A 21,198-nucleotide genomic window follows, 5' to 3' on the forward strand; every position below is an offset into this window, starting at 1 on the left:
TCTGTAAATTATAAGCCTATATTAATACCAAGTGAAATTACCCGTGGCTGTGGAGCAGAATAAAAATCTACCCCCTGGTTAATGTTTGTAGATTGATAATCTGCATTAACCTCCGGGTCCCAGCCTTTGTAACCCGTAATCGTTGCCAGGTTCTGGGCTGTGGCATAAAGTCTCAGTTTGCTGAGTTTAATCTTCGTTAAAACTGATGCAGGAAAGGTATAGCCTAGTGTTAAGGTTTTTAGGCGGACATAATTACCATCTGATATATATCTGGTTGAGAATCCTACCCCGTTTCCTGAACCTAACCTAGGTTCAGGAACTGAAGTGATATCACCTGGCTTATTCCAGTATTGCATTTGATCAACAGTCTGATTGTCGTATCCGTTTGAGCCATTTGCACTCATGTACTGTCCACCAGCATTAAATATTTTATTGCCAGATACACCTTGAAAAAATACAGTTAAGTCGAAGTTTTGATAAGAAAATGTATTGTTCAAACCGAAGGTATATTTAGGGTTAGGGTTGCCGGCAAATATTCTTGCTGCTTCATTAATGTTAGTGGTTGTGCCTCTGTTAATGTTTCCTGTGCTTTGGTCCACGGTATTAAAATAATACAGCGCATCTCCATTGGCTGGGTTTACACCGGCATATTCTGGTAAATAAAATACACCAATGGACTGTCCTTCAACTGCGGCATTAATTTCATTTGAGTTTAGGATCTGCCCACCCAAATTGGTGATTTTGTTATTGTTGATGGCACCTGTAATGGCAGTAGACCATTTAAAGGCACCAACGAAATTTTCAGTATTAATACCCAATTCAAACCCATTGTTTTTCAAGGCACCTAGGTTTTGTGTCTTAATGCCAAAGCCTGTTGTTTGGGGAATTCGTACATCCAGCAATAAATCTGTGGTATTTTTCTGATAGAAATCAAATGTACCAGTAATCCTGTTTTTCAATAAGCCAAAATCAAATCCAAGATCCAGCTGTTTTGTTTTTTCCCAGGTTAAGTCTGGATTGGCAATTTGTGATGGAATCTGGCCAGCTATGCCACCATAAGCACCCGTTCCGGCAAACAAGCCTCTTGCTGAATAATTACCAATTTCAGCATTACCTGTAAGGCCATAACTCGCTCTAAATTTTAATAAGCTAATCGTTTCACTGCTTTTCAAAAAGTCTTCTTCTGAAGCAATCCAGGCCACTGATCCGGCAGGGAAATATCCATATCTGTGGTTTGCACCAAAGCGGGATGAACCATCTGCTCTAACACTAAGGCCAATTAAATAACGGTTATTGTATTTGTAATTGGCTCTGAAAAAATAGGAAAGAAAACTAAAGGCACTTTCATTACTCGAGGCAATTACCTTAGTTGCAGCAGAGCCTAACTTAACATAGGCATCACTTGGGAAATCCTGCCCCTCAATGGTGCTAAACTTGGTAGTAGATTTTTGATAACTTGTTCCTAAAATAGCATCAAAAGTACTTTTGCCAGCTGTGGTATTGTAGCTAAAGAAATTGTTGGTGTTGGCATTGATCACAAATGTAGAGATATTTTGTCCATCGCCATTGGAAGTGCCCGTATTCCTAAACGTTAGTGAGCCATAATAACTTTCTTCATTCTGGTTTAAGTTATCAATAGAAAAATCTGTGCTGAATTTTAATCCTTTAGCAATATTAACATTGGCGAATGCTTTCCCAATGGTGCGGTACACTGTTGCTTTGTATGCAGCATTTTCGATACCAATAAATGGATTATAATAAACAGGATAATTTGTTGCAGCTCCAGGTAAAGTTCCGCTGATTAAGCCAGATCTTGGATCAATAAATGGCGTAATAGGCGATAGGGCCACCGATTGTAGTGGACTGGAAAATGCATTATCATTGGATAGACGGTTATTGATACTATTAGAAAAATTCAAATTCACACCAACCTCCAAAAAATCTGTTGCTTTATTGGTTAGGTTTAATCTTCCGCTGTAACGCTTGTAGCTGTTGCCAACAATAATACCGTTTTGATCCAGGGCTTGTCCGCCGATATAAAATTTTGTTTTTTCGTTTCCACCAGTAAAGTTCAAATCGTATTGTTGTGTTACAGGATTATCCTGATACGATTCTCTTTCCCAATTGGTGTTCACTTTATAAGTTTGATAGTCATTGTTTCCTGCAGAATAACGGTTTAATCTGTTTTCAACGATTGTACTATAGTCATCAAGTGCTTCCTGTAAGGTTGTATAATCTCCATTTAAAAAATCCTGATTAGCAGCACCTTGTCCGGCTCTTCTGATGAGTTGAACATATTGTTCGGCATTCAGAAATTCTCTATGATTTGAAGGTGTACTTATTCCTCCAAGCGCATTAAACTGAATTAAGGTTTTACCTGTCTTACCTTGTTTAGTTGTAATTAGCACAACCCCATTTGATGCCCTGGCACCATAAATGGCAGAAGCTGATGCATCTTTTAACACCTCGATAGATTCAATATCATTGGTATTCAAATCTGCCAGAGCACTTGTAGGAGATGATGTTGCTGAGAAATTTCCTGAAGTAATGGGAATTCCATCTACAATATAAAGCGGTTCGCTACCCGCAGTAACAGATGCGGCACCGCGAACCCGAACAGTAATGCCCTGACCGAGTTTTCCATTCTGGGCAGATATTTGCACACCGGCAGCTTTACCCTGCAAGGCTTGTTCAAAACTGGTTACAGGTAAGTTCTCCAGATCTTTAGATTTTACAGAAGCAACCGATCCAGATACATCCCGTTTATTCTGCGTACCATAACCCACCACCACTACATCAGAAAGTGTAGTGTTTTCTTCTTTAAGATTTGCATTAACCGTTGTTCCGGTGATAGGCAGTTCGATTGTGGTATAGCCAATAAAGCTAAAAACAAGTATTTTCGCTTCATTTGGAACCGTTAATTTGTAGTTACCAGTAGCATCACTTTGGGTAATATTAGCTGGTGAGCCTTTTACAAACACACTCACTCCTGGGATAGGACCGGAAGTGCCTGAGGTAACTTTGCCGCTAATAACTTTGCTTTGTGCGAAAGCAAACGAAATTAATCCGAAAGTTAAAATCATACTAAGTAGTAGTTTTTTCATTAAATTTTAGTTTTAGTTAGTACATGTTGCTTGTTTTTGAGGATAGACATATCAATTTAATTAAAAAAAACAGATAAAAATATAAATGGCGACTTTTGGGTGCTTTTTAACATTTCATCGTGGTCTGATTAAAACAAAAGCTGTAAAACTCCTGTTTTTTGTTTGGGTTTGCTGTTAATTAATGAAAATTATAAACTTTTTTTCTTTAGAAATGAAAGGAAACTGTTGTAAAATTAAATGAAAGAGTATACTAGTAAGTTATATTGATGATTATGTGGTGGAAACGGCTTGATGATTGTTTAAAATATCAAAATAAGCAATATAAATAGCCTGATTGAATTTAAAGCAATAGCAATTTTGAAGTAATTGTATGAAGGAATACGCAAAACGGTTTTCAGAAAACCCCATTTTATCGCCTGTGGATTTAGTTCCCAGCAGACCGGGTTTAGAAATTGCCTGTTTGTTAAATCCAGGTGTATTTAGATTTGAGGGAAAAGTCTGGATGATCATCCGGGTGGCAGAGCGGCCCAATCAAGAACCTGGTACCATTTCTTTTCCTGTGTTAAAGGATGGGGGAATTGAGATTATAACGATAAAAGAAAATGATCCTGAATTAATAGCAGACGACCCAAGGGTCATTCATTATAAAGGAACGGATTATTTAACCACACTTTCGCACCTCCGTTTGGTTTGCAGTGAAGATGGTGTTCATTTCTATCAGCCTGAAGGATTTCCTTTATTGAAGGGTGAGGGCAAAAATGAAACCTTTGGAATAGAAGACTGCCGGGTTGCCCAAATTGATGATACTTATTATCTTACCTACACTGCAGTATCTGCACATGGGGTAGGTGTGGGGCTTCGAACCACAAAAGATTGGAAGATCTTTAAAAACCATGGAATGATTATTTCACCTCACAATAAAGACTGTGCTATTTTTGAAGAAAAAATTAACGGAAAGTTTTATGCGCTTCACCGTCCGAGTAGTGTTGATTTAGGTGGAAATTATATCTGGCTGGCCGAATCGCCTGATGCAATTCATTGGGGAAACCATCAATGCCTGATCAAAACCAGGAATCATCAATGGGATAGCAAACGTGTAGGAGCTGGAGCATCTCCAATCAAAACGGCACAAGGCTGGCTTTCTATATATCATGGTGCAAATGAAAAACACCAATACTGTTTGGGTGCTTTCTTAATGGATTTATCTTATCCTTCAAAAATATTAGCCCAAACATCGCACCCGATTATGGTACCGACAGCAGATTATGAAATAAATGGTTTTTTTGGTGAAGTGGTGTTTACTAATGGTCACCTTGTAAATGGAGATGTATTAACGATTTATTATGGCGCCGCAGATGAATTTGTTTGCGGAGCTGAATTTTCTATCCAGGAAATTATGAATGCATTAATATGGCTGTAGTTTTTTAATCCATGTAAGTTTGGATTTAAGAGGAATTTGGGTGTTTTACTTAGGTGGATTACAAATCCACAGATCGGTGATCTGGAAGACATTTCCAGACCAACGTTAACAAATTGACCCCTCATAAAAAAAGCGATTCTTGTTTTCAGAAAATGTTTTTATTAGGCTTTAATCTTTAAGCTATCCGCTCTAATCCACAGACCAACGTTAACAAATTGACCCCTCATAATAAGAGCGATTCCTGTTTTCAGAAAATGTTTTTATTAGGCTTTAGGCTTTAAGCTTTCCGTTCTAATCCACAGACCAACGTTAACAAATTGACCCCTCATAAAAAAAGCGATTCTTGTTTTCAGAAAATGTTTTTATTAGGCTTTAAGCTTTCACCTTTATGCTTACCGCTCTAATCCACAGACCAAAGTTAACAAATTGAACCCTCATAATAAGAGCGATTCCTGTTTTTAGAAACCACTTTTATTATCCTTTAAGCTTTCACCTTTATGCTTTCCGCTCTAATCCACAGACCAACGTTAATAAATGAACCCACATAAAAAAGCGATTCCTGTTTCCAGAAACCGCTTTTTTATTAGGTTTTAAGCTTTCCGCTTTGACCTTTAAGCTTTTCGCTCTTATTTAGTACCCAAAAATCTGCTCTAAAGTTAATTTAGTTACAGGACCAAATTTGGCTAAATCAGCAAGATTGATTTTTTTCTCTGAAGCAACTATGCAATAATTGTAAGGCTTCGCTGATAAATTATCATGGTGAAAAGCATTTACATCAGTAAAGTTTAATGGCTTAAGATTTGCATATTCATCTATTCTCGAATCGTGATCAAAGCCTAGTTTTTTATCTGAAAAATAGCTGGCAATAATACCATCTTTTGTAATGCGGGAAGTTTCTAAACTATTTAATGAATTAGCTTTAGAAAGATTGAACGACTTATCCGATTCAGGTAAAGTGGTAAGCAATTCATTCATTCCGGCTACAGCTTCATTCATTTTATCTGCTTGTGTACCCACATAAGCAATTACGGCATTTTCTTTTTCTTTACTGTTTGGAGAAGAATAAACTGCAAAAGTTGAATAAGCTAAGGCTTTTGATTCACGAATGGTTTGGAATACTATAGAACCCATGCCACCACCAAAATAATTATTAAATAAGCTAATTTTAGCTGCATTTGATGGATCATACAAACCACCATTTCTTACCCAGCGGATTTCTGCCTGCACCATGTCGTAATCTGCAAAGTATACCTTGTTAGAATCTGTTTTGGTGTATACAAATTTCTTCATCGGTGCTACTGGTGTAAATTCCTTAGCTAATGGATGTACTTTAACAATATCTGTAGAAAAAGCACTTAAAGTTTTAGGGCCGTAATAAGTAATGGTGTGCTGGTAATTGGTTAAATTGTGTAATAAGTAAATTAAGTCAGATGATTTCATATTCTTGATTTCATCATTGGTTACGCCATAATTAAACGGGTTATCAGAACCATATTGTGCATAACTCATTAAACCACTCAATATGGATGATTTATTTAATTTAGCATTATCTCTTAATTTTAAAATTCTTCCTTTCAGGTCTTCCAGTGCTTTTTCATTTGGCTTACAGTTTGCCAATACATCTTCTAACAAAGCAACAGCTTTATCAAAGTTTTCCTGCAAACCAGATAAGCTAACCGTAGTTACATCTGTACCAACATTTAAGGTATAATTACAAGCCAGGTTATAAAAAGCTTTACTAATATCTTCTGCGGAATATTTATCAGTACTTAAAAAAGCCAGATATTGTGATGCATAAGGTAATAATTTGTAATTATAAGATCCCATCTCAAAACGATAGTTCATGCGGAAGATGCCATTTTCTGTATTTTGAACAGTAATTACATCAGCAATGCCAGCTTTACCAAAATTCAGATCTTTGGTATAATCTAAAAATTTAGGTGCAATAGGTTTAACCGGAGCATCAATAATGGTTTTGGTAAATGGCGAAACTTCGTTGGTGTTGGTTTTAACCGCTGTGATGGTTGGTTTTTCAACCTTCAAAATGCTTTTATCTTCACCTTTATGTTTTAAAACAGAAACATAATTATTAACAAAAAATTTGTTAGCAAAATCTACAATTTCCTTTTTGGTTACTTTGCCCATCGCATCGGTTGAGGCCAGCATTTTATCCCATTCAGTTCCACGATTTTGGATAAATGCAGTCATGGTGTAATCTGCACGTACATCATTATTATCGAAAGCCTGTAATTCAGCCAGTTTGATATTGGCCACAGTAGCTTTAATCAAACTTTCATCAAACTCACCTTTTTTAAGCAAATCAACCTGCTCCAATAATAATTTCTGTGCATCCTCTAAACTCTGTCCGGCTTTAGGTGAACCTGATAAAACAAAGATCCCATAATCTTTCATCTGGTTATAACCTGCACCAGCCCTTAACATTTTCTGTTGTTTGTTGATGTTGATGTCCATTAAACCAGCCTTGCCATTAGATAAGATGCTGCCAATTAAATCAAGCAATAAACTCTGACGAGTATTTTGAGCAAAACCTCGGTAAGCTACATATAGGTTCTCCGCACTTGGCCCATAAATATCAACTTTCTGTACTTGTGTAAGTGGCTTCTCTGCTGCCGGATTGTAAAGTGCAAATGGTTTTGGAACCATGTATGAAAAATCTTTATCCACCTTTTTGATTAGATCATCATAATTAATATCACCAGACATAATCAGGGCCATATTATTAGGCACATAATATTTGTTGTAGTATTTTCTGATCTCTACCAAAGAAGGATTTTTAAGGTGCTCTATGGTACCAATGGTGGTTTGCTGACCGTAATTATGTGTTGGGAATAAAGCATAAAGCATTTTCTCATACATTTTACGTCCATCATTATCCATCCCGATATTTTTCTCTTCATAAACAGCCTCTAATTCAGTATGGAAAATACGGAAAACTGGTGAACGGAAACGTTCTGCCTGAACAGATAAAAATTTATCAACCGCATTAGATGGAAGATCTTCTTCATAAACAGTTTCCTCAACCGAAGTATGCGCATTTGTTGAACCACTTCCAATTGATTTCATCATTTTATCGTATTCATTTGCGATAGAATAATTAGAAGCCTCACCAGAAACTTTATCAATTTCAGCGTAGATTTCTTTGCGTTTTACGGGATCAGTGGTTTTATTGTAGGTTTCATAAAGGGCCTCAATTTTATCCAACAATGGTTTTTCCTTTGCATAATTTAAAGTACCAAATTTATCAGTTCCTTTAAATAATAAATGCTCCAGATAATGTGCTAAGCCTGTATTGGTTCGTGGATCAGTATTACTTCCTGCCCTAACGGCCATTTTATAAACAATATTTGGCTCCTTATTATTTTGTGATAAAATAACGGTCAGGCCATTTTTTAAAGTATAAAAACGAGTTTTGGTAGGGTCGTTAGTTACATATTTATAGCTGTAGCCACCAGATGATCCTGTTTTCCATTGATAGGTATTTTGTGCCTGGGCAATTGTACCTGTAATTAGAAAACAAGCTAAAGTAAATAGTTTGATTTTCATTGAATTGTTTTTTTGGTTTAAGGAAATAGCACCTATTGGCCTATTGCTGGAATAGTGAAATAAGGCACTCATTTTCACCCAAATATATATGCTTTCTTTTATCGAATGAAATGCTTTTTACAAATCTCACTCAAAATATAGTGAACCAATGAAAATAGTATATTAAATTGGCGTTTATTGTGCCCTGAATTTAATTATCTGTATTTTTGCCAGCATGACAAAGCAAAGTTCTAAGCCAAATATTTTAGTGGTTAATGATGATGGAATTACGGCCACAGGAATAAAAAACCTAATGGAAGTGATGCAGGAAATCGGCAATGTAGTTGTAGTTGCGCCAGATAGTCCACAAAGTGGAATGGGGCACGCCATTACGATTGGTAAGCCCATTCGTTTTGATAAAGTGATGCTTTATGAGGGTGTAGAAATGTATAAGTGCAGTGGTACACCGGTAGATTGTGTAAAAATTGCCGTTAATAAAATATTTAAAGGTAAAAAGCCCGATTTATGTGTTTCTGGAATTAACCATGGATTGAACAATTCTATTAATGTGCTTTATTCAGGTACGATGTCTGCTGCGGTAGAAGGAGCCATTGAAAAAATTCCATCCATTGGTTTTTCTATGGATGATTTTGCTGCTGATGCAGATTTCAGTCATACCAAAAAATATATTAAAAACATTTGTAAACAGGTTTTAGCAAATGGTTTGCCAGAGGGTACTTTATTAAATGTTAATTTCCCTAAAGGTGGAGATTTAAAAGGTATAAAAATCTGCAGGCAAGCGAATGCTAAATGGATGGAGGAATTTGATGAGCGAACCGATCCGTATAACCGTCCTTATTACTGGCTTACCGGTGTGTTCGAAAATTTTGATCGTGGTGAAGATACCGATGTTTGGGCTTTAGCGCATGGATATGTTTCCATTGTTCCGGTTCAATTTGATTTAACCGCTCATCACGCCATTCAAACCTTAAGCAGCTGGGATTTTGAAATAGTGATTAAAGCTAAATCTGATCATGGCACTCAGGTTTCATCACCTGATGGGATTAACTTAGGATAATTGATCAATAATGAATAATAAGTTGAGGAAACTGAATGATTCTGTTTGGATTGGTCTCGGCCTGGGTTTAATTATTCCGGCAATTTTATGCAGCCTGGCCTGGTACATCATTCATCATGTTGCAGTATTGGCGAAAGCAGATTTACTTTATATTGGGAGTATAGCAGTTAATGCCTATGTGATGCAATATTTTTTCAAATACCATAAGCTTAACATTGGGAGAGGAATTTTAGCCGCTACATTTTTATGTGCCTTTATTTTCTTTGCTTATAAAGTTTTCTAAAAAAACAGGCGTCATTTCGAACTGAACAAGAGAAGTGTGAGCTGTGTTGAAGCAATCTTTCCAGAACAAAAAAGGATTAATGAATAAAGATGAAAATATAAAAGATTGCTTCGTGCCTCCTCGCAATGGCGATTTTGTTATAACATAAGAATTATGAAATATTACCTCGTAGCAGGAGAAGCTTCCGGCGATTTACATGGAGCAAACTTAATGAAGGCTTTAAAAGTAGAGGATAGTCATGCTGTTTTCAGGTATTTTGGTGGCGATAAAATGCAGGCAGAAGGTGGAGAACTGGTGAAGCATTATGCTGATATGGCTTTTATGGGATTTACAGAAGTGGTTTTGAATTTGCGAACCATTTTTAAAAACATGAAAGCCTGCAAGGAAGATGTACTTGGCTGGAAACCTGATGTGTTGATTTTGATTGATTTTCCGGGGTTCAACCTTAAAATAGCCGATTTTGCAAAAGCCAAAGGCATTAAGGTTTGTTATTATATTTCGCCAAAAGTATGGGCATGGAATCAAAAGCGGGTGCTTAAAATAAAAAAAATAGTCGACCACTTGTTTTGTATCCTGCCTTTTGAAGTAGACTTTTACCGCGAGTGGGGGATGGAGGTAGATTATGTGGGCAATCCATTGTTGGATGAAATTGCACAATTCAATCCTGATGCAGATTTTCGGATAAACCATCAAATAGGTGATCAGAAAATAATAGCCTTACTGCCGGGAAGCAGAAAGCAAGAAATAGAGCGTTTGTTACCAGTAATGCTTAGTGTAACAGAAAATCATCCGGATTATACTTTTGTCATTGCAGCTGCGCCAACTTTTTCTGAAAGTTATTACCAGCAATTTACCGGACAGAAGAAAGTTCATTTACTTTTTAATAACACTTATAATCTGTTAAATGTGGCTCATGCAGCAATTGTAGCTTCTGGTACAGCTACGCTTGAAACTGCTTTATTTGAAGTGCCACAGGTAGTGGTTTATAAAGGAGGCACCATATCTATTGCCATAGCGAGGATGCTAGTGAAAATCAAATTTATATCACTCGTTAACCTTATTGTGAATAAGAAAATCGTGACTGAACTGATTCAGGAAGACTGCAATCCGCAAAGGTTGAACCAAGAGCTGGTGCAGATTTTGGATGGGGAAGGTAGAAATGAAATGCTCCGTAACTATCAAGAATTGTTAGGCTTGATGGGAAAGCCAGGTGCATCAGCAAAAACAGCTAGATTGATTTATTCGTATCTTAAATAACCTAATCAGCGAACTTCAGCGGGAAAAACATCAATAGCAAACTAAATGCTTATTTCTCCCACAGATTAATAAATTTCCTTATCACTAAAGATTTTAATCTAATCTGCGAAATCACCGCACATTAGCGGGAAACATTAATAGCAATTCAAACACTTATTTCTCCTGTACATTAATGAATTTCTGTAGCACTTGTGATCTTGATTTAATAGGCGAAATCACCGGAAAACATTGGTAATGAAGTTTTTCTTCTGTATCAGCTGCGTGTATAACTAAAACTTAGATTATTCTTTTTATAAGATACTAAAACGTTTTTGTAACATATTTTTTACTTACTAAATCGTTTTAATAGATTGATATTTTCTTAATATTGACCTGTTAAAAAATATCATCAGATCACTAACCGAATAACTGTTAACGAATGAATACATATGCCCATATTTTGAGAAAGCATATCTGCTTTACAGGCCAATCGTTTATAGAGTCTAATTCTATCCACATTTACCTATAAAAATTGCTAATGAAAATTAATTTACTCAGGATAACAGGGTTTCTATGCCTGTTCCTACTTTCAAGCCAACAGCTGTTTGCAGAATTTAAAAGCGAAAAATTCAAAGTAAGTCGCTTTTATTTTCAGCAAGACACTACGAAGAGACAGGATACGACTAAAAAAGTTCCGGTTCCAAAGCCAGCTGATTCTGTAAAAGTTCCCGTAAACCCTTTAGGCGGTACAAGTCCTGTACAAGCACCACCTCCTCAGGCCGGAGCTACTACTGCACCGAATACAGCAGTAGCTCAAAAGACCATTACAGGAGTTGTTCTAGATGAAAAAAAAATCGGATTGCCAGGAGTCGGAATTAAAATTCAGGGTAAAACCGGTGCAGCCGTAACGCAAGGAGATGGTAAATTCAGCATCAGTGTTTCTTCACCAACCGATATTTTGGTTTTTAGTTATATTGGTTACCAATCCAAGTCTATTGCAGCAGGAACGGGTGCTTCGCCTTTAACCGTTAATCTGGTTCCTTCAGGCGCTCAGAGCTTGAGTGATGTAGTGGTAGTGGGTTACGGTACCATGAAATCAAAGGAGGTAACATCAGCTGTTGCCCATGTTGATACTGCTCAGTTTAGACAAAGTGGTGCCCGAAGCCCGTTAGACCTTATTCAAGGAAAAGTTGCCGGATTAAACATTACCCGGGCAGGAAGTTCTAATCCAAATTCCGGACCAAGTGTTCAACTTCGTGGGGTGGTTTCCGTATCAGGAAGCGCTAGTCCACTTTATGTAATTGATGGAATTCCAGGTGGTAATCCAGATCTATTGCAGCAAGATGATATTCTATCTGTAGATGTATTGAAAGATGGTTCTGGTGCCGCTATTTATGGTACCAGTGCAAATGCAGGTGTAATTTTAATCACCACTAAAAAGGGAAAACCAGGTCCGCCAACTTTTAATTACTCCAGCTACCTTCGTAAAGAGTTTGTTCAAAGACGCTTAGATTTTTTATCGCCTGATGAGTTTAGAGCAAAACTAAACTCCGGCGAAATTAATGGAGTAGATTACGGTGGTAATGAAGATCTTTATGGATCCTTAATTAACCGAGATAACTTATCACAAAATCATAATCTGGCCTTATCAGGTGGTACAGATAAAACCAGCTATAGAGCCAGTTTAAATTATCGTGATTTGCAGGGAATTGCGAAGGAAAACGGAAGAAAAGAATATACAGGTCGTTTAAACATTAACCAAAAAGGCTTTGATGATAAATTAAATATCCAGTTAAACTTAGCTACTAATATTAATAATGCCAACTTATTATCTAACGGTGGAACAACCGATTTCTTTAATAATGAGCTAAATGCAAGTGGTTGGGAAGAAGAGTTAGCTAAAAACCCAACAAAGCAAATTTTTAATCCAGATGGTTCTTACTACTATGATAATCAGAGTACGAATCAATATGCAAGGTTGTTTAACAATACCAGCTATAGAAAACAGCAAACGACTTCAGCAGATTTAAAAGCTGATTTCGATATTGCCAAAGGTTTTAAAGCCAGCGTTTTTGGTTCAATGCAACGCGATAATTTTGTTGATGGTGGGTATGCTACATTAGGCAGTGAAAATTCAATAGAAAACAGTGATTATCCAGGTGGTGGTTATGCTTTCAAAAATAATTTTCTTTCTCAGGCATATGCTTTTGAACCAACATTACAATATAACACTACTGTTGCCGATAAACATTCTTTTACGGCATTGGCTGGTTATAGTTATCGCTACAATATAGAAGAAGGTGCAAAGGCAAGTACCCGAGGTTTTTTGAATGACCAGTTCAATGAAGATAACCTGGGCGCCGGACAGGCTTTGGCAGATGGCAAGGCCGATATGGGCAGTTTTAAAAATGACAATACCTTAATTGCATTTTTTGGTAGGGTAAATTACGCCTTTGATAACAAATACTTAGTGCAGTTAATTTTAAGGCATGAGGGTTCTTCACGTTTTGGTGCCAATAACAAATGGGGTAACTTTCCGGCAGTATCTCTGGGCTGGAATGTTACAGAAGAAAAATTCATGGAGAATGTAAAATGGGTTAATTACTTAAAGCTACGGGCAGGTTATGGTGTAACAGGTAATTCAGGTTTTGCCAACAATGCATCAAGGGTTACCCTGGGTGGCGGAGGTAAGTATTTATTTCCGGATGGAACCTACCGTGAAACCTATGGTCCAACGAGAAATCCAAATCCTAACCTAAAATGGGAATCTAAGCGAGAAACCAATATTGGTGCAGATTTTACCTTGTTTAATAGTAAACTAACGGGTTCATTAGATTTATTTGATAGAACAACAAAAGATCTATTAGATACTTATGTAACTCCTCAGCCTCCATACGTACAAACCACTATTTATGCCAACGTAGGGAATATTTCTTCCAGAGGTATTGAATTGGCGTTAAGCTATCAGGCCGTTAAAACAAAAGATTTCACCTTTAGTATGGACTTTACCGGAAGTACGATCAAAAATACATTGAACTCGTACTCAAATGATGTTTTTGCCGTAAATTATAGAACTTTCGGTGATATTGGTGGTGCAGGTGATTTAGGTCAGGCCATTACCACTTATGAAGGTGAGGCTATTGGAACGTTTTATGGTAAACGTTTCGCCGGATTTGATGCAGACGGTAAATGGTTGTTCTTTAACAGAAATGGAGTACCCGTTCGTAATGATCAGATTAATTATTCTAAAGATAAGAACTTATCAGATCTTGCGCCAATTGGAAACGCAATCCCTAAATATTATGCTTCTTATACCGCCAATTTCACTTATAAAAACTTCGACTTCAGGGTTTTCTTAAGAGGAAAATTTGATTATGATATCTTAAATACCACAGCATTAACTTATGGAAATCCTTCCATTACAGGGTCTAATTATTTAAGAGATGCCTTTGGTAAATATAGCCAGATCAACGATACATTTATGTACTCTGATTATTATATAGAAAGTGGTACCAATGTTAAAATTGATGAGGTAACACTTGGGTATAATTTCAAATTAAAATCAAAATACATTCGTAATCTTCGTGTTTACGCTACTGGTCAGAATTTGGCAACCATCACCGGCTATTCTGGTAATGATCCTGATTTTGTTCAGGATACTGGCTTAGGCCCAGGTATTGATAACCGTGGTGCATACCCAAGTACCAGATCATTTCTTTTTGGTGTTAACGTAGGCTTTTAATATATAATCAAATGAAAAATAAATCAATCATATTCACGGCCTTTGCACTCGTTATTGGAATAGGTTCTGCCTGTACCAAATTAGATGAGAATGCATATGATATCATTCCGGCTGATAAATTTTATACCAATAAAAACGAAGTAATTTCTGCGGTTTTAAGACCATATACCCACGCCAATGCCTGGGTAACACCATCCGGTCAGGATGGCTGGTGGCGCTTGGCAGAACTTTCAGGCGATCAATTGGCATGGCCTACTAAAGGCCCACATGGAGAAGATGGTGGTAAATGGAAAAGATTACATTACCATTCCTGGACGGTAGATGAGGCAGGTATTAATAATGCATGGTCTTTAATGTATGGTGGAGTAGGTTATTGTAATGACCCTATTGTAAATATCGAATCAAGAGATATTGCCTCAATGGGCATTACGCAAGCAGAGAAAAATGCTTATGTAGCAGAACTAAAATTGCTCCGTGCTTTTCACTACCTGAAATTAATGGATTTATTCGGTAATATTCCGATTGCTACCGGAGCCGTTGATCCTTCAAATCCGATCTTGCCCAATACAACACCAAGAAAAGATGTATTTACATTTATAGAAAAGGAAATTCTGGATAACATTAATAACGTACCCAAATTAGCCAAATCACAATTGGGTAGAATGAGCCAGGCGAGTGGCTATGCCATGTTGGTGGAGTTATACCTTAATGCGGAGGTGTGGACAGGTACACAACGGTGGGATGATTGTATTTCGGCTGCTAACAAACTAATTAATAATGAAGCAGGTGGACAAAATGGAAATATGGCACTTGATCCAAATATTTTCGACCAGTTTAAAAACACCAATGATTTATCAAAAGAAGTTATCTTTTCGATTGCTTACGATTTCACCAGGGCAAAATTCGAACCTTCATGGACGGGAGAATTTTACCACTTTGCACAACGTGATATTTATGGTGGCGGTAGAAACGGTAATGATGGCATCGTTCTGATTCCAGAGGTTTACAACAAATATGAAACTGAAGATTTACGTAAAACCGGCTGGTTATTATTTGGTCCTCAGAAGAAGTTTGTAGATGGGTCTGACGTTTTAGGTACGGTAGAATACGCTGGTAAACCACTTACTTTTGTAGATAATATCCAAAAGAATTCTAAAGGCTCAACCGTATCTAATATGAGTGAAGGTGAAGAAAATAGTGGTGTTAGATTTAATAAATATAAATTGGGCAATTCTATTCCAGGAATTGTAAATGGCGTAAGGGTAGAGCCAGATCCAAATTATAATAATACCGATTGGAATGTATACCGGTTAACCTGGATTTATTTTGCGAAAGCTGAAGCCATTATGCGTAAAAATGGCGGTGCTGCAACTGCAGAGGCAGTACAATTAATTAATGATTGTAAATCAAGAGCATACGATCCGGCAGTATGGCCTTCAAAAGCCTACACCACAAGTACATTAAATTTAAATGAACTTCTGGCAGAGCGGGGTAGAGAATTCATATTTGAAGGATATAGAAGAGATGACTTAATCAGATTTGGTAAGCTAACTACAGAGAAATGGTGGGATCATTCGCCATCTGCATCATTCAGGTCTCTATATCCAATACCACAAAGACAGAGAGATTTAAATGCAAAACTAACCCAAAACCCGGGATATTAATTAACATCAATTTAAAAGACGCCAAACGGCGTCTTTTTTCTTTTAACATAAATCAAGTTTCCGTTAGGTTAAACGATTAATATTAATGATTATACATTATATTAGCCAAATCGCAGGCTATATCAAATTGATTGACCTGAAATGTACCCAGTTAATAAGTCTCCTAAATGAAAACCCTTTCTATAAAAGATATAGCCGTTGAAGCTGGCGTATCCATCACCACAGTTTCTTTTATCATTAATGGTAAAGCCAGGGATAAATCAATTAGTGAAGCCGTGATTAAAAAGGTAGAAAAAATAATTGCCGAAAGCGGATATAAGCCAAATCAAATCGCCAGAAGCCTGAGAACAGGAAATTCTAATATCATTGGATTGATTATAGAAGATATCTCCAATTCCTTCTTTTCTAGAATAGCCAGACTTATTGAAGATAAGGCCTATAAAAAAGGCTATAAAATTATCTATTCCAGTACTGAAAATAATGTTGAAAAGGCAAAGGAATTGATTAATATGTTTAAATCAAGAAAGGTTGATGGTTATATTATATCACCAATTAAGGGTTTGGAAGAAGACATTCAACAGTTACTGGCAGATGGTAAACCTGTTATTTTATTTGATAGGAGTTTGCCTGGCTTAGAAACAAATTATGTGGGTGCAGATCATTTCAAGGCCACTTATGAATCTATAGAAAGTTTTATTAAACAGGGCAAAAAGAAAATTTCACTCGTTACCACTGATATTGATGTCGAGCAGATTACCGCCCGTTTAGACGGATATAAAAAAGCCCTTGAGGATCATGACATCGTTTATGATGAAAATCTGGTTTTAAAAGTTCATTTTAATCAGGAAGAAAATGAAACCAAGGCACAAATGGAAGAACTTTTTCGCACCGTAGAAACAGATGCTGTTCTTTTTGCTACCAATTATCTGGCCATCAGCGGACTAAAAGTGCTAAAGCAAACCAACGTTAAAGTCGGAAAAAACTTGAGTGTTATTGCATATGATGACCATGAGGTTTTTGAATTGCATACACCAGGTATTTCAGCAGTACAACAACCATTGGAAGAAATTGCAGAAGCCATTATTCAATTAATTTTACGGCAGCTTTCTTCTAAAACCAAACTAGACAACGAGCAAATCGTATTTCCTGCTAAAATCATTCAGCGATAATTATAAATTCAGTCGTTCTTCTTTCGATTGGTTTTTCTTTCAATTAGCGTTATCGCTAATTGAATTGATCAATCACCTATCATATCCGACACAATAAACTGATAAGCTAATAGCAGCAACCAGATAAAAAAATCGAGCAAGTAATTCCGTCATATAAATGTTACTGCGAACCATTGTATTTGCAATCTATAGTGTTTAATATTGGATAGTAAAACGTTTTACTTATTAACTAGATGCTGTTTAATTAGCAACTGATTGAATCAGTGAAATATTTATTTTAAGAAAACTAACCAATACGACCTATATGAAAAACCTTTCTTTATTAGCAGTTTTAATATTCTTGAACTTTTGTTCTTTCGGACAAGATAAAGCGCCTGCTTACCCCTTAATCACACATGACACTTACTTAAGCATCTGGTCTTTTGGCGATGGATTAAATCAATCCGCTACCAAGCACTGGACAGGTAAAGAGCAAGCACTCACCGGAATTATAAAAGTAGATAACCAGCTATACCGTTTTTTAGGTGCAGATAGTAAAACCTATAAAACCATTTTGCCTACGGCTGATGAGTTAAGCTATAAAGCTCGCTTTACTATCCAAAAACCAGCAGATCATTGGAATACTTTAACCTTTAATGATAATAATTGGAAAAGTGGCGCGGCACCTTTTGGTGATGACCAGCAGTCGAAAACCAAATGGGATACGGATGAAATCTTTTACCGAAGAAAATTTAACCTCGCTCAAAAAACATCAGCTAAGAAATATTTAAAGCTCAACCATGATGATAATGTTATGGTGTATCTTAATGGTCAAAAGGTTTATGAAAAAGAAGGCTGGGTACACGAATACATTTACATTCCATTAGCTGATGGTATTTTAAAAAAGGGTGATAACATTTTAGCCATAGACTGTAAAAACACAGCTGGCGGAAGGTTCTTAGATGCAGGCATTGTAGAGGAAGTTCCGCAAGGCGCCACTATTTTGAACGCAAAGCAAACCAATGTTTCGATGGGGGCCACCAATACCATTTATACCTTTACGGCGGGAGGTGTAAATCTAAACTTAACTTTTACTTCACCTTTGCTGCTGAATGACCTCAATTTAACAGCCAGACCAATTAGTTACCTTACTTATGCCGTAAAATCAGCTGATGCAAAAGCGCACCAGGTAGATATTTATTTCGGTGCATCATCTAATCTAGCTGTAAATACGCCCAATCAACCAGTTTCTGTTTGGAAAAAGAGCCAAAATAACCTTTCCATTTTAAAAGCCGGATCAGTTGAACAACCTGTTCTGAAAAAGAAAAACGATGACTTAAGAATTGATTGGGGTTACCTGTATATCGCTGTGCCAGCTCAATTTAAGGCCACCCAATTTTTGGGCACACCGACGAATAATCTCCGCAATTTCAAAACAGGAAAATACCCACAAACCACACAGGCTTTGAATGTTAAAACACAAAACTTAAGTACAGTGATTCCATTTGGAACGGTTAATTCTAAGCCAGTAGAGAAATATCTCATGTTGGGCTATGATGACCTGAAATCTATCGAATATTTTGGGAATCAATTGCTTCCCATCTGGAGAAAATCTGCAGCGAATGCTTTTGAAGATCAACTGGTGTCTGCCAGTAAGGATTATGAATCTTTGAAGGCAAAGACAAAGGCATTTGATGCCAAACTGCTGGCTGAGGCAACCCAATCTGGTGGTAAGGAATATGCAGATTTATGTAAACTGGTGTACAGGCAGAGTATAGCTGCACATAAAATTGTTTATGCACCAAATGGAGATCTGTTATTTCTCTCAAAAGAAAATTTTAGTGGTGGCTTTATCAATACAGTTGATGTAACGTATCCTTCAGCACCCCAATATTTGTTATACAACCCTGAATTATTAAAGGGTATGCTCAATGGTATTTTTTATTATGCGGAAAGTGGGAGGTGGAAAAAACCTTATCCAGCGCATGATATTGGCGTCTATCCAATTGCCAACGGACAAATTTATGGAGAAGATATGCCTGTAGAAGAAGCAGGTAACATGCTTATTTTAGCTGCAGCAATTACCAGGGCAGATGGCAATACCACTTATGCAGATAAACATTGGGCAGTGATGTCCATCTGGGCAGACTATCTTTTAAAGGAAGGTTTTGATCCGGCCAATCAATTGTGTACAGATGATTTTGCAGGTCATCTAGCCCGAAATGCGAACTTATCAGTAAAGGCAATTGTGGGTTTAGGCGCTTATGCACAAATGGCAGAAAAATTAGGTAAAAAAGATATCGCAACTAAATACAAAAATGCAGCGTTAGAAATGGCAAAAAACTGGCAGACTTTAGCAAACAGTGGTGATCATTTTGCCTTAACTTTTAATGATAAAAATACCTGGAGCCAGAAATATAACCTCGTTTGGGATAAGCTTTTAAAACTAAATCTATTTCCGGAAGAAGTGTATAAAAAGGAAATAGATTTTTACCTGACGAAACAAAATGAGTTTGGCTTGCCATTAGATAGCCGGAAAGACTACACTAAATCGGACTGGATTATGTGGACAGCCACATTAACAGACAATCAGGCTGATTTTGAGAAATTTATTAGCCCTATTCACAAATTTGCTACAGAAACAACGAGTAAAGTACCGTTAACAGATTGGCATGAAACCAAAACGGGTAAGCAGGTGGGGTTCCAGGCTAGAAGCGTTGTTGGCGGATATTTTATAAAAATGCTGGCCGACAAATGGGATATAAAGTAGAAAATCAATCCTCAAGGGCGGCTTAAATTGTAGTTGGTTTCAAATAAAATCATAAAAAGCAACGTTTGGCTATTCATCCATGCAATGAAAATTTTGTTGCTGGTTTAGATTCTTTATTTTCGCAGCGATAAAAGATTTTATTCAAAGGCAGGTATTCAGTTAAATTACTTTGAAAGCCCGTGTGGAGCAATAAATAGTGATACAAATCTTGCATCAAGTTGATCTTATTTTTCGTTTAGTAAAACGTTTAACGATACATTTGAAATAAATTAAAATAGAAATACATAAATAATGGAAAAGCCTGTAGCACTGGGTGTAGATATCGGCGGCTCGCATATAACAGCCGCGTTAGTAGATTTAGAAACAAGAAGTCTGATTGATGATTCAATCAAACGTAGCCCTGTAAATTCTCAGGAGAGTAAAGAAGATATCTTATCAGCCTGGTGTGAGGTCATCAATCAATCATTTAAGAATATAAAAAATGGTAACCGAAATATTGGAATTGCCATGCCTGGCCCATTTGATTACCAGGAAGGAATATCCCTAATCAAGGATCAGGATAAGTTTAAATCACTTTATCAGGTAAATGTTAAAGCAGAATTGGCCAAACGTTTAGATGTTCCTCTGGAAAATATTCATTTCATTAATGATGCTGCAGGATTTTTGCAAGGTGAGGTTTTCGCCGGTGCTGCAAAAGGAAATTCGAATGTACTGGGTTTAACCCTGGGAACTGGCCTTGGGTCATCATTGAGTTTAAAAACAAGGGCAATAGATGCCGATTTATGGAATGCTCCGTTTCTAGATGGTATTGCTGAAGATTACCTGTCTACCCGGTGGTTTGTAAAAAGATATCTGCAACTCAGTGGAAAAGAACTCGCTGGAGTAAAAGAATTGGTCGAAATTGTAAACGAAGATCATTTGGCTACCCGTGTATTTATGGAGTTTGGCTATAACCTGGCCCAATTTCTTATCCCTACTATTAATGAACATAAGATAGATGCCGTTATCATTGGTGGAAATATATCACAAGCCTTTCCTGCTTTTGCGCCAGAACTCATTGCTGCCTTAAAGGGTAATGATATTGATGCCAGTATTAAAGTTTCAGAACTAAAAGAGCATGCCACTTTAATTGGAGCTGCCAGTTGTTGTGATGTGAGTGTTATTTAATTGACCAAGATTTTATTTTAAAAAGGGTGGAAGAATTTTCTAC

The 21,198-nt window shown here is 36.9% G+C and carries 11 protein-coding genes; 9 read left to right on the forward strand and 2 right to left on the reverse strand.

All coding sequences use genetic code 11. The features are described 5' to 3' along the window. Positions 1 to 8: 8 nt before the first annotated feature. A complete protein-coding gene (locus tag AN34_RS04765; protein WP_029282823.1) occupies positions 9 to 3,104 on the reverse strand; it encodes a TonB-dependent receptor in 3,096 nt (1,031 codons plus the stop codon). A gap of 370 nt (positions 3,105 to 3,474) precedes the next feature. Here AN34_RS04765 and AN34_RS04770 point away from each other — a divergent pair, with 370 nt between their 5' ends. Further along, positions 3,475 to 4,524 (forward strand): glycoside hydrolase family 130 protein, encoded by a 1,050-nt coding sequence (locus AN34_RS04770; protein ID WP_029282825.1) that lies wholly within the window; start codon positions 3,475 to 3,477, stop codon positions 4,522 to 4,524. A gap of 630 nt (positions 4,525 to 5,154) precedes the next feature. Here AN34_RS04770 and AN34_RS04775 read toward each other — a convergent pair. After that, positions 5,155 to 8,088, reverse strand: a complete 2,934-nt coding sequence (locus AN34_RS04775) for a pitrilysin family protein (RefSeq protein ID WP_029282827.1) — start codon at positions 8,086 to 8,088, stop codon at positions 5,155 to 5,157. Between the two features lie 214 nt (positions 8,089 to 8,302). On the opposite strand from AN34_RS04775, the gene surE reads away from it, so the two are divergent. From surE to AN34_RS04815, 8 genes are all read left to right on the forward strand, one after another. Next, entirely contained in the window at positions 8,303 to 9,145 is an 843-nt protein-coding gene (gene surE / locus AN34_RS04780; protein ID WP_029282829.1) for a 5'/3'-nucleotidase SurE, read from the forward strand. Between the two features lie 10 nt (positions 9,146 to 9,155). Further along, complete coding sequence (locus AN34_RS04785) at positions 9,156 to 9,428, forward strand: hypothetical protein (protein WP_029282831.1); 273 nt, start codon at positions 9,156 to 9,158, stop codon at positions 9,426 to 9,428. A gap of 153 nt (positions 9,429 to 9,581) precedes the next feature. Then, positions 9,582 to 10,685 (forward strand): lipid-A-disaccharide synthase, encoded by a 1,104-nt coding sequence (gene lpxB, locus AN34_RS04790; RefSeq protein ID WP_029282833.1) that lies wholly within the window; start codon positions 9,582 to 9,584, stop codon positions 10,683 to 10,685. Between the two features lie 517 nt (positions 10,686 to 11,202). Next, positions 11,203 to 14,406, forward strand: coding sequence for a SusC/RagA family TonB-linked outer membrane protein (locus AN34_RS04795; protein ID WP_082468321.1), 3,204 nt, complete (start codon positions 11,203 to 11,205; stop codon positions 14,404 to 14,406). An 11-nt stretch (positions 14,407 to 14,417) separates the two neighbouring features. Next, positions 14,418 to 16,070: a RagB/SusD family nutrient uptake outer membrane protein gene (locus AN34_RS04800; RefSeq protein WP_029282838.1), complete on the forward strand. Its 1,653-nt coding sequence runs from the start codon at positions 14,418 to 14,420 to the stop codon at positions 16,068 to 16,070. A 167-nt stretch (positions 16,071 to 16,237) separates the two neighbouring features. Beyond that, positions 16,238 to 17,239, forward strand: coding sequence for a LacI family DNA-binding transcriptional regulator (locus tag AN34_RS04805; RefSeq protein WP_029282840.1), 1,002 nt, complete (start codon positions 16,238 to 16,240; stop codon positions 17,237 to 17,239). A gap of 304 nt (positions 17,240 to 17,543) precedes the next feature. Continuing rightward, positions 17,544 to 19,988, forward strand: a complete 2,445-nt coding sequence (locus AN34_RS04810; RefSeq protein ID WP_029282842.1) for a glutaminase family protein — start codon at positions 17,544 to 17,546, stop codon at positions 19,986 to 19,988. 291 nt (positions 19,989 to 20,279) lie between these two features. Next, entirely contained in the window at positions 20,280 to 21,155 is an 876-nt protein-coding gene (locus AN34_RS04815) for an ROK family protein (protein ID WP_029282844.1), read from the forward strand. Positions 21,156 to 21,198: the final 43 nt, after the last annotated feature.

The organism is Pedobacter sp. R20-19 (assembly GCF_000708265.2).
Taxonomy (GTDB): Bacteria; Bacteroidota; Bacteroidia; order Sphingobacteriales; family Sphingobacteriaceae; genus Pedobacter.

What these genes read in the sequence shown, in the direction of transcription:
- AN34_RS04765 (WP_029282823.1), bottom strand. Translation starts at nt 3,104, where the DNA reads ATGAAAAAACTACTACTTAGTATGATTTTAACTTTCGGATTAATTTCG.
- AN34_RS04770 (WP_029282825.1), top strand. Translation starts at nt 3,475, where the DNA reads ATGAAGGAATACGCAAAACGGTTTTCAGAAAACCCCATTTTATCGCCT.
- AN34_RS04775 (WP_029282827.1), bottom strand. Translation starts at nt 8,088, where the DNA reads ATGAAAATCAAACTATTTACTTTAGCTTGTTTTCTAATTACAGGTACA.
- surE (WP_029282829.1), top strand. Translation starts at nt 8,303, where the DNA reads ATGACAAAGCAAAGTTCTAAGCCAAATATTTTAGTGGTTAATGATGAT.
- AN34_RS04785 (WP_029282831.1), top strand. Translation starts at nt 9,156, where the DNA reads ATGAATAATAAGTTGAGGAAACTGAATGATTCTGTTTGGATTGGTCTC.
- lpxB (WP_029282833.1), top strand. Translation starts at nt 9,582, where the DNA reads ATGAAATATTACCTCGTAGCAGGAGAAGCTTCCGGCGATTTACATGGA.
- AN34_RS04795 (WP_082468321.1), top strand. Translation starts at nt 11,203, where the DNA reads ATGAAAATTAATTTACTCAGGATAACAGGGTTTCTATGCCTGTTCCTA.
- AN34_RS04800 (WP_029282838.1), top strand. Translation starts at nt 14,418, where the DNA reads ATGAAAAATAAATCAATCATATTCACGGCCTTTGCACTCGTTATTGGA.
- AN34_RS04805 (WP_029282840.1), top strand. Translation starts at nt 16,238, where the DNA reads ATGAAAACCCTTTCTATAAAAGATATAGCCGTTGAAGCTGGCGTATCC.
- AN34_RS04810 (WP_029282842.1), top strand. Translation starts at nt 17,544, where the DNA reads ATGAAAAACCTTTCTTTATTAGCAGTTTTAATATTCTTGAACTTTTGT.
- AN34_RS04815 (WP_029282844.1), top strand. Translation starts at nt 20,280, where the DNA reads ATGGAAAAGCCTGTAGCACTGGGTGTAGATATCGGCGGCTCGCATATA.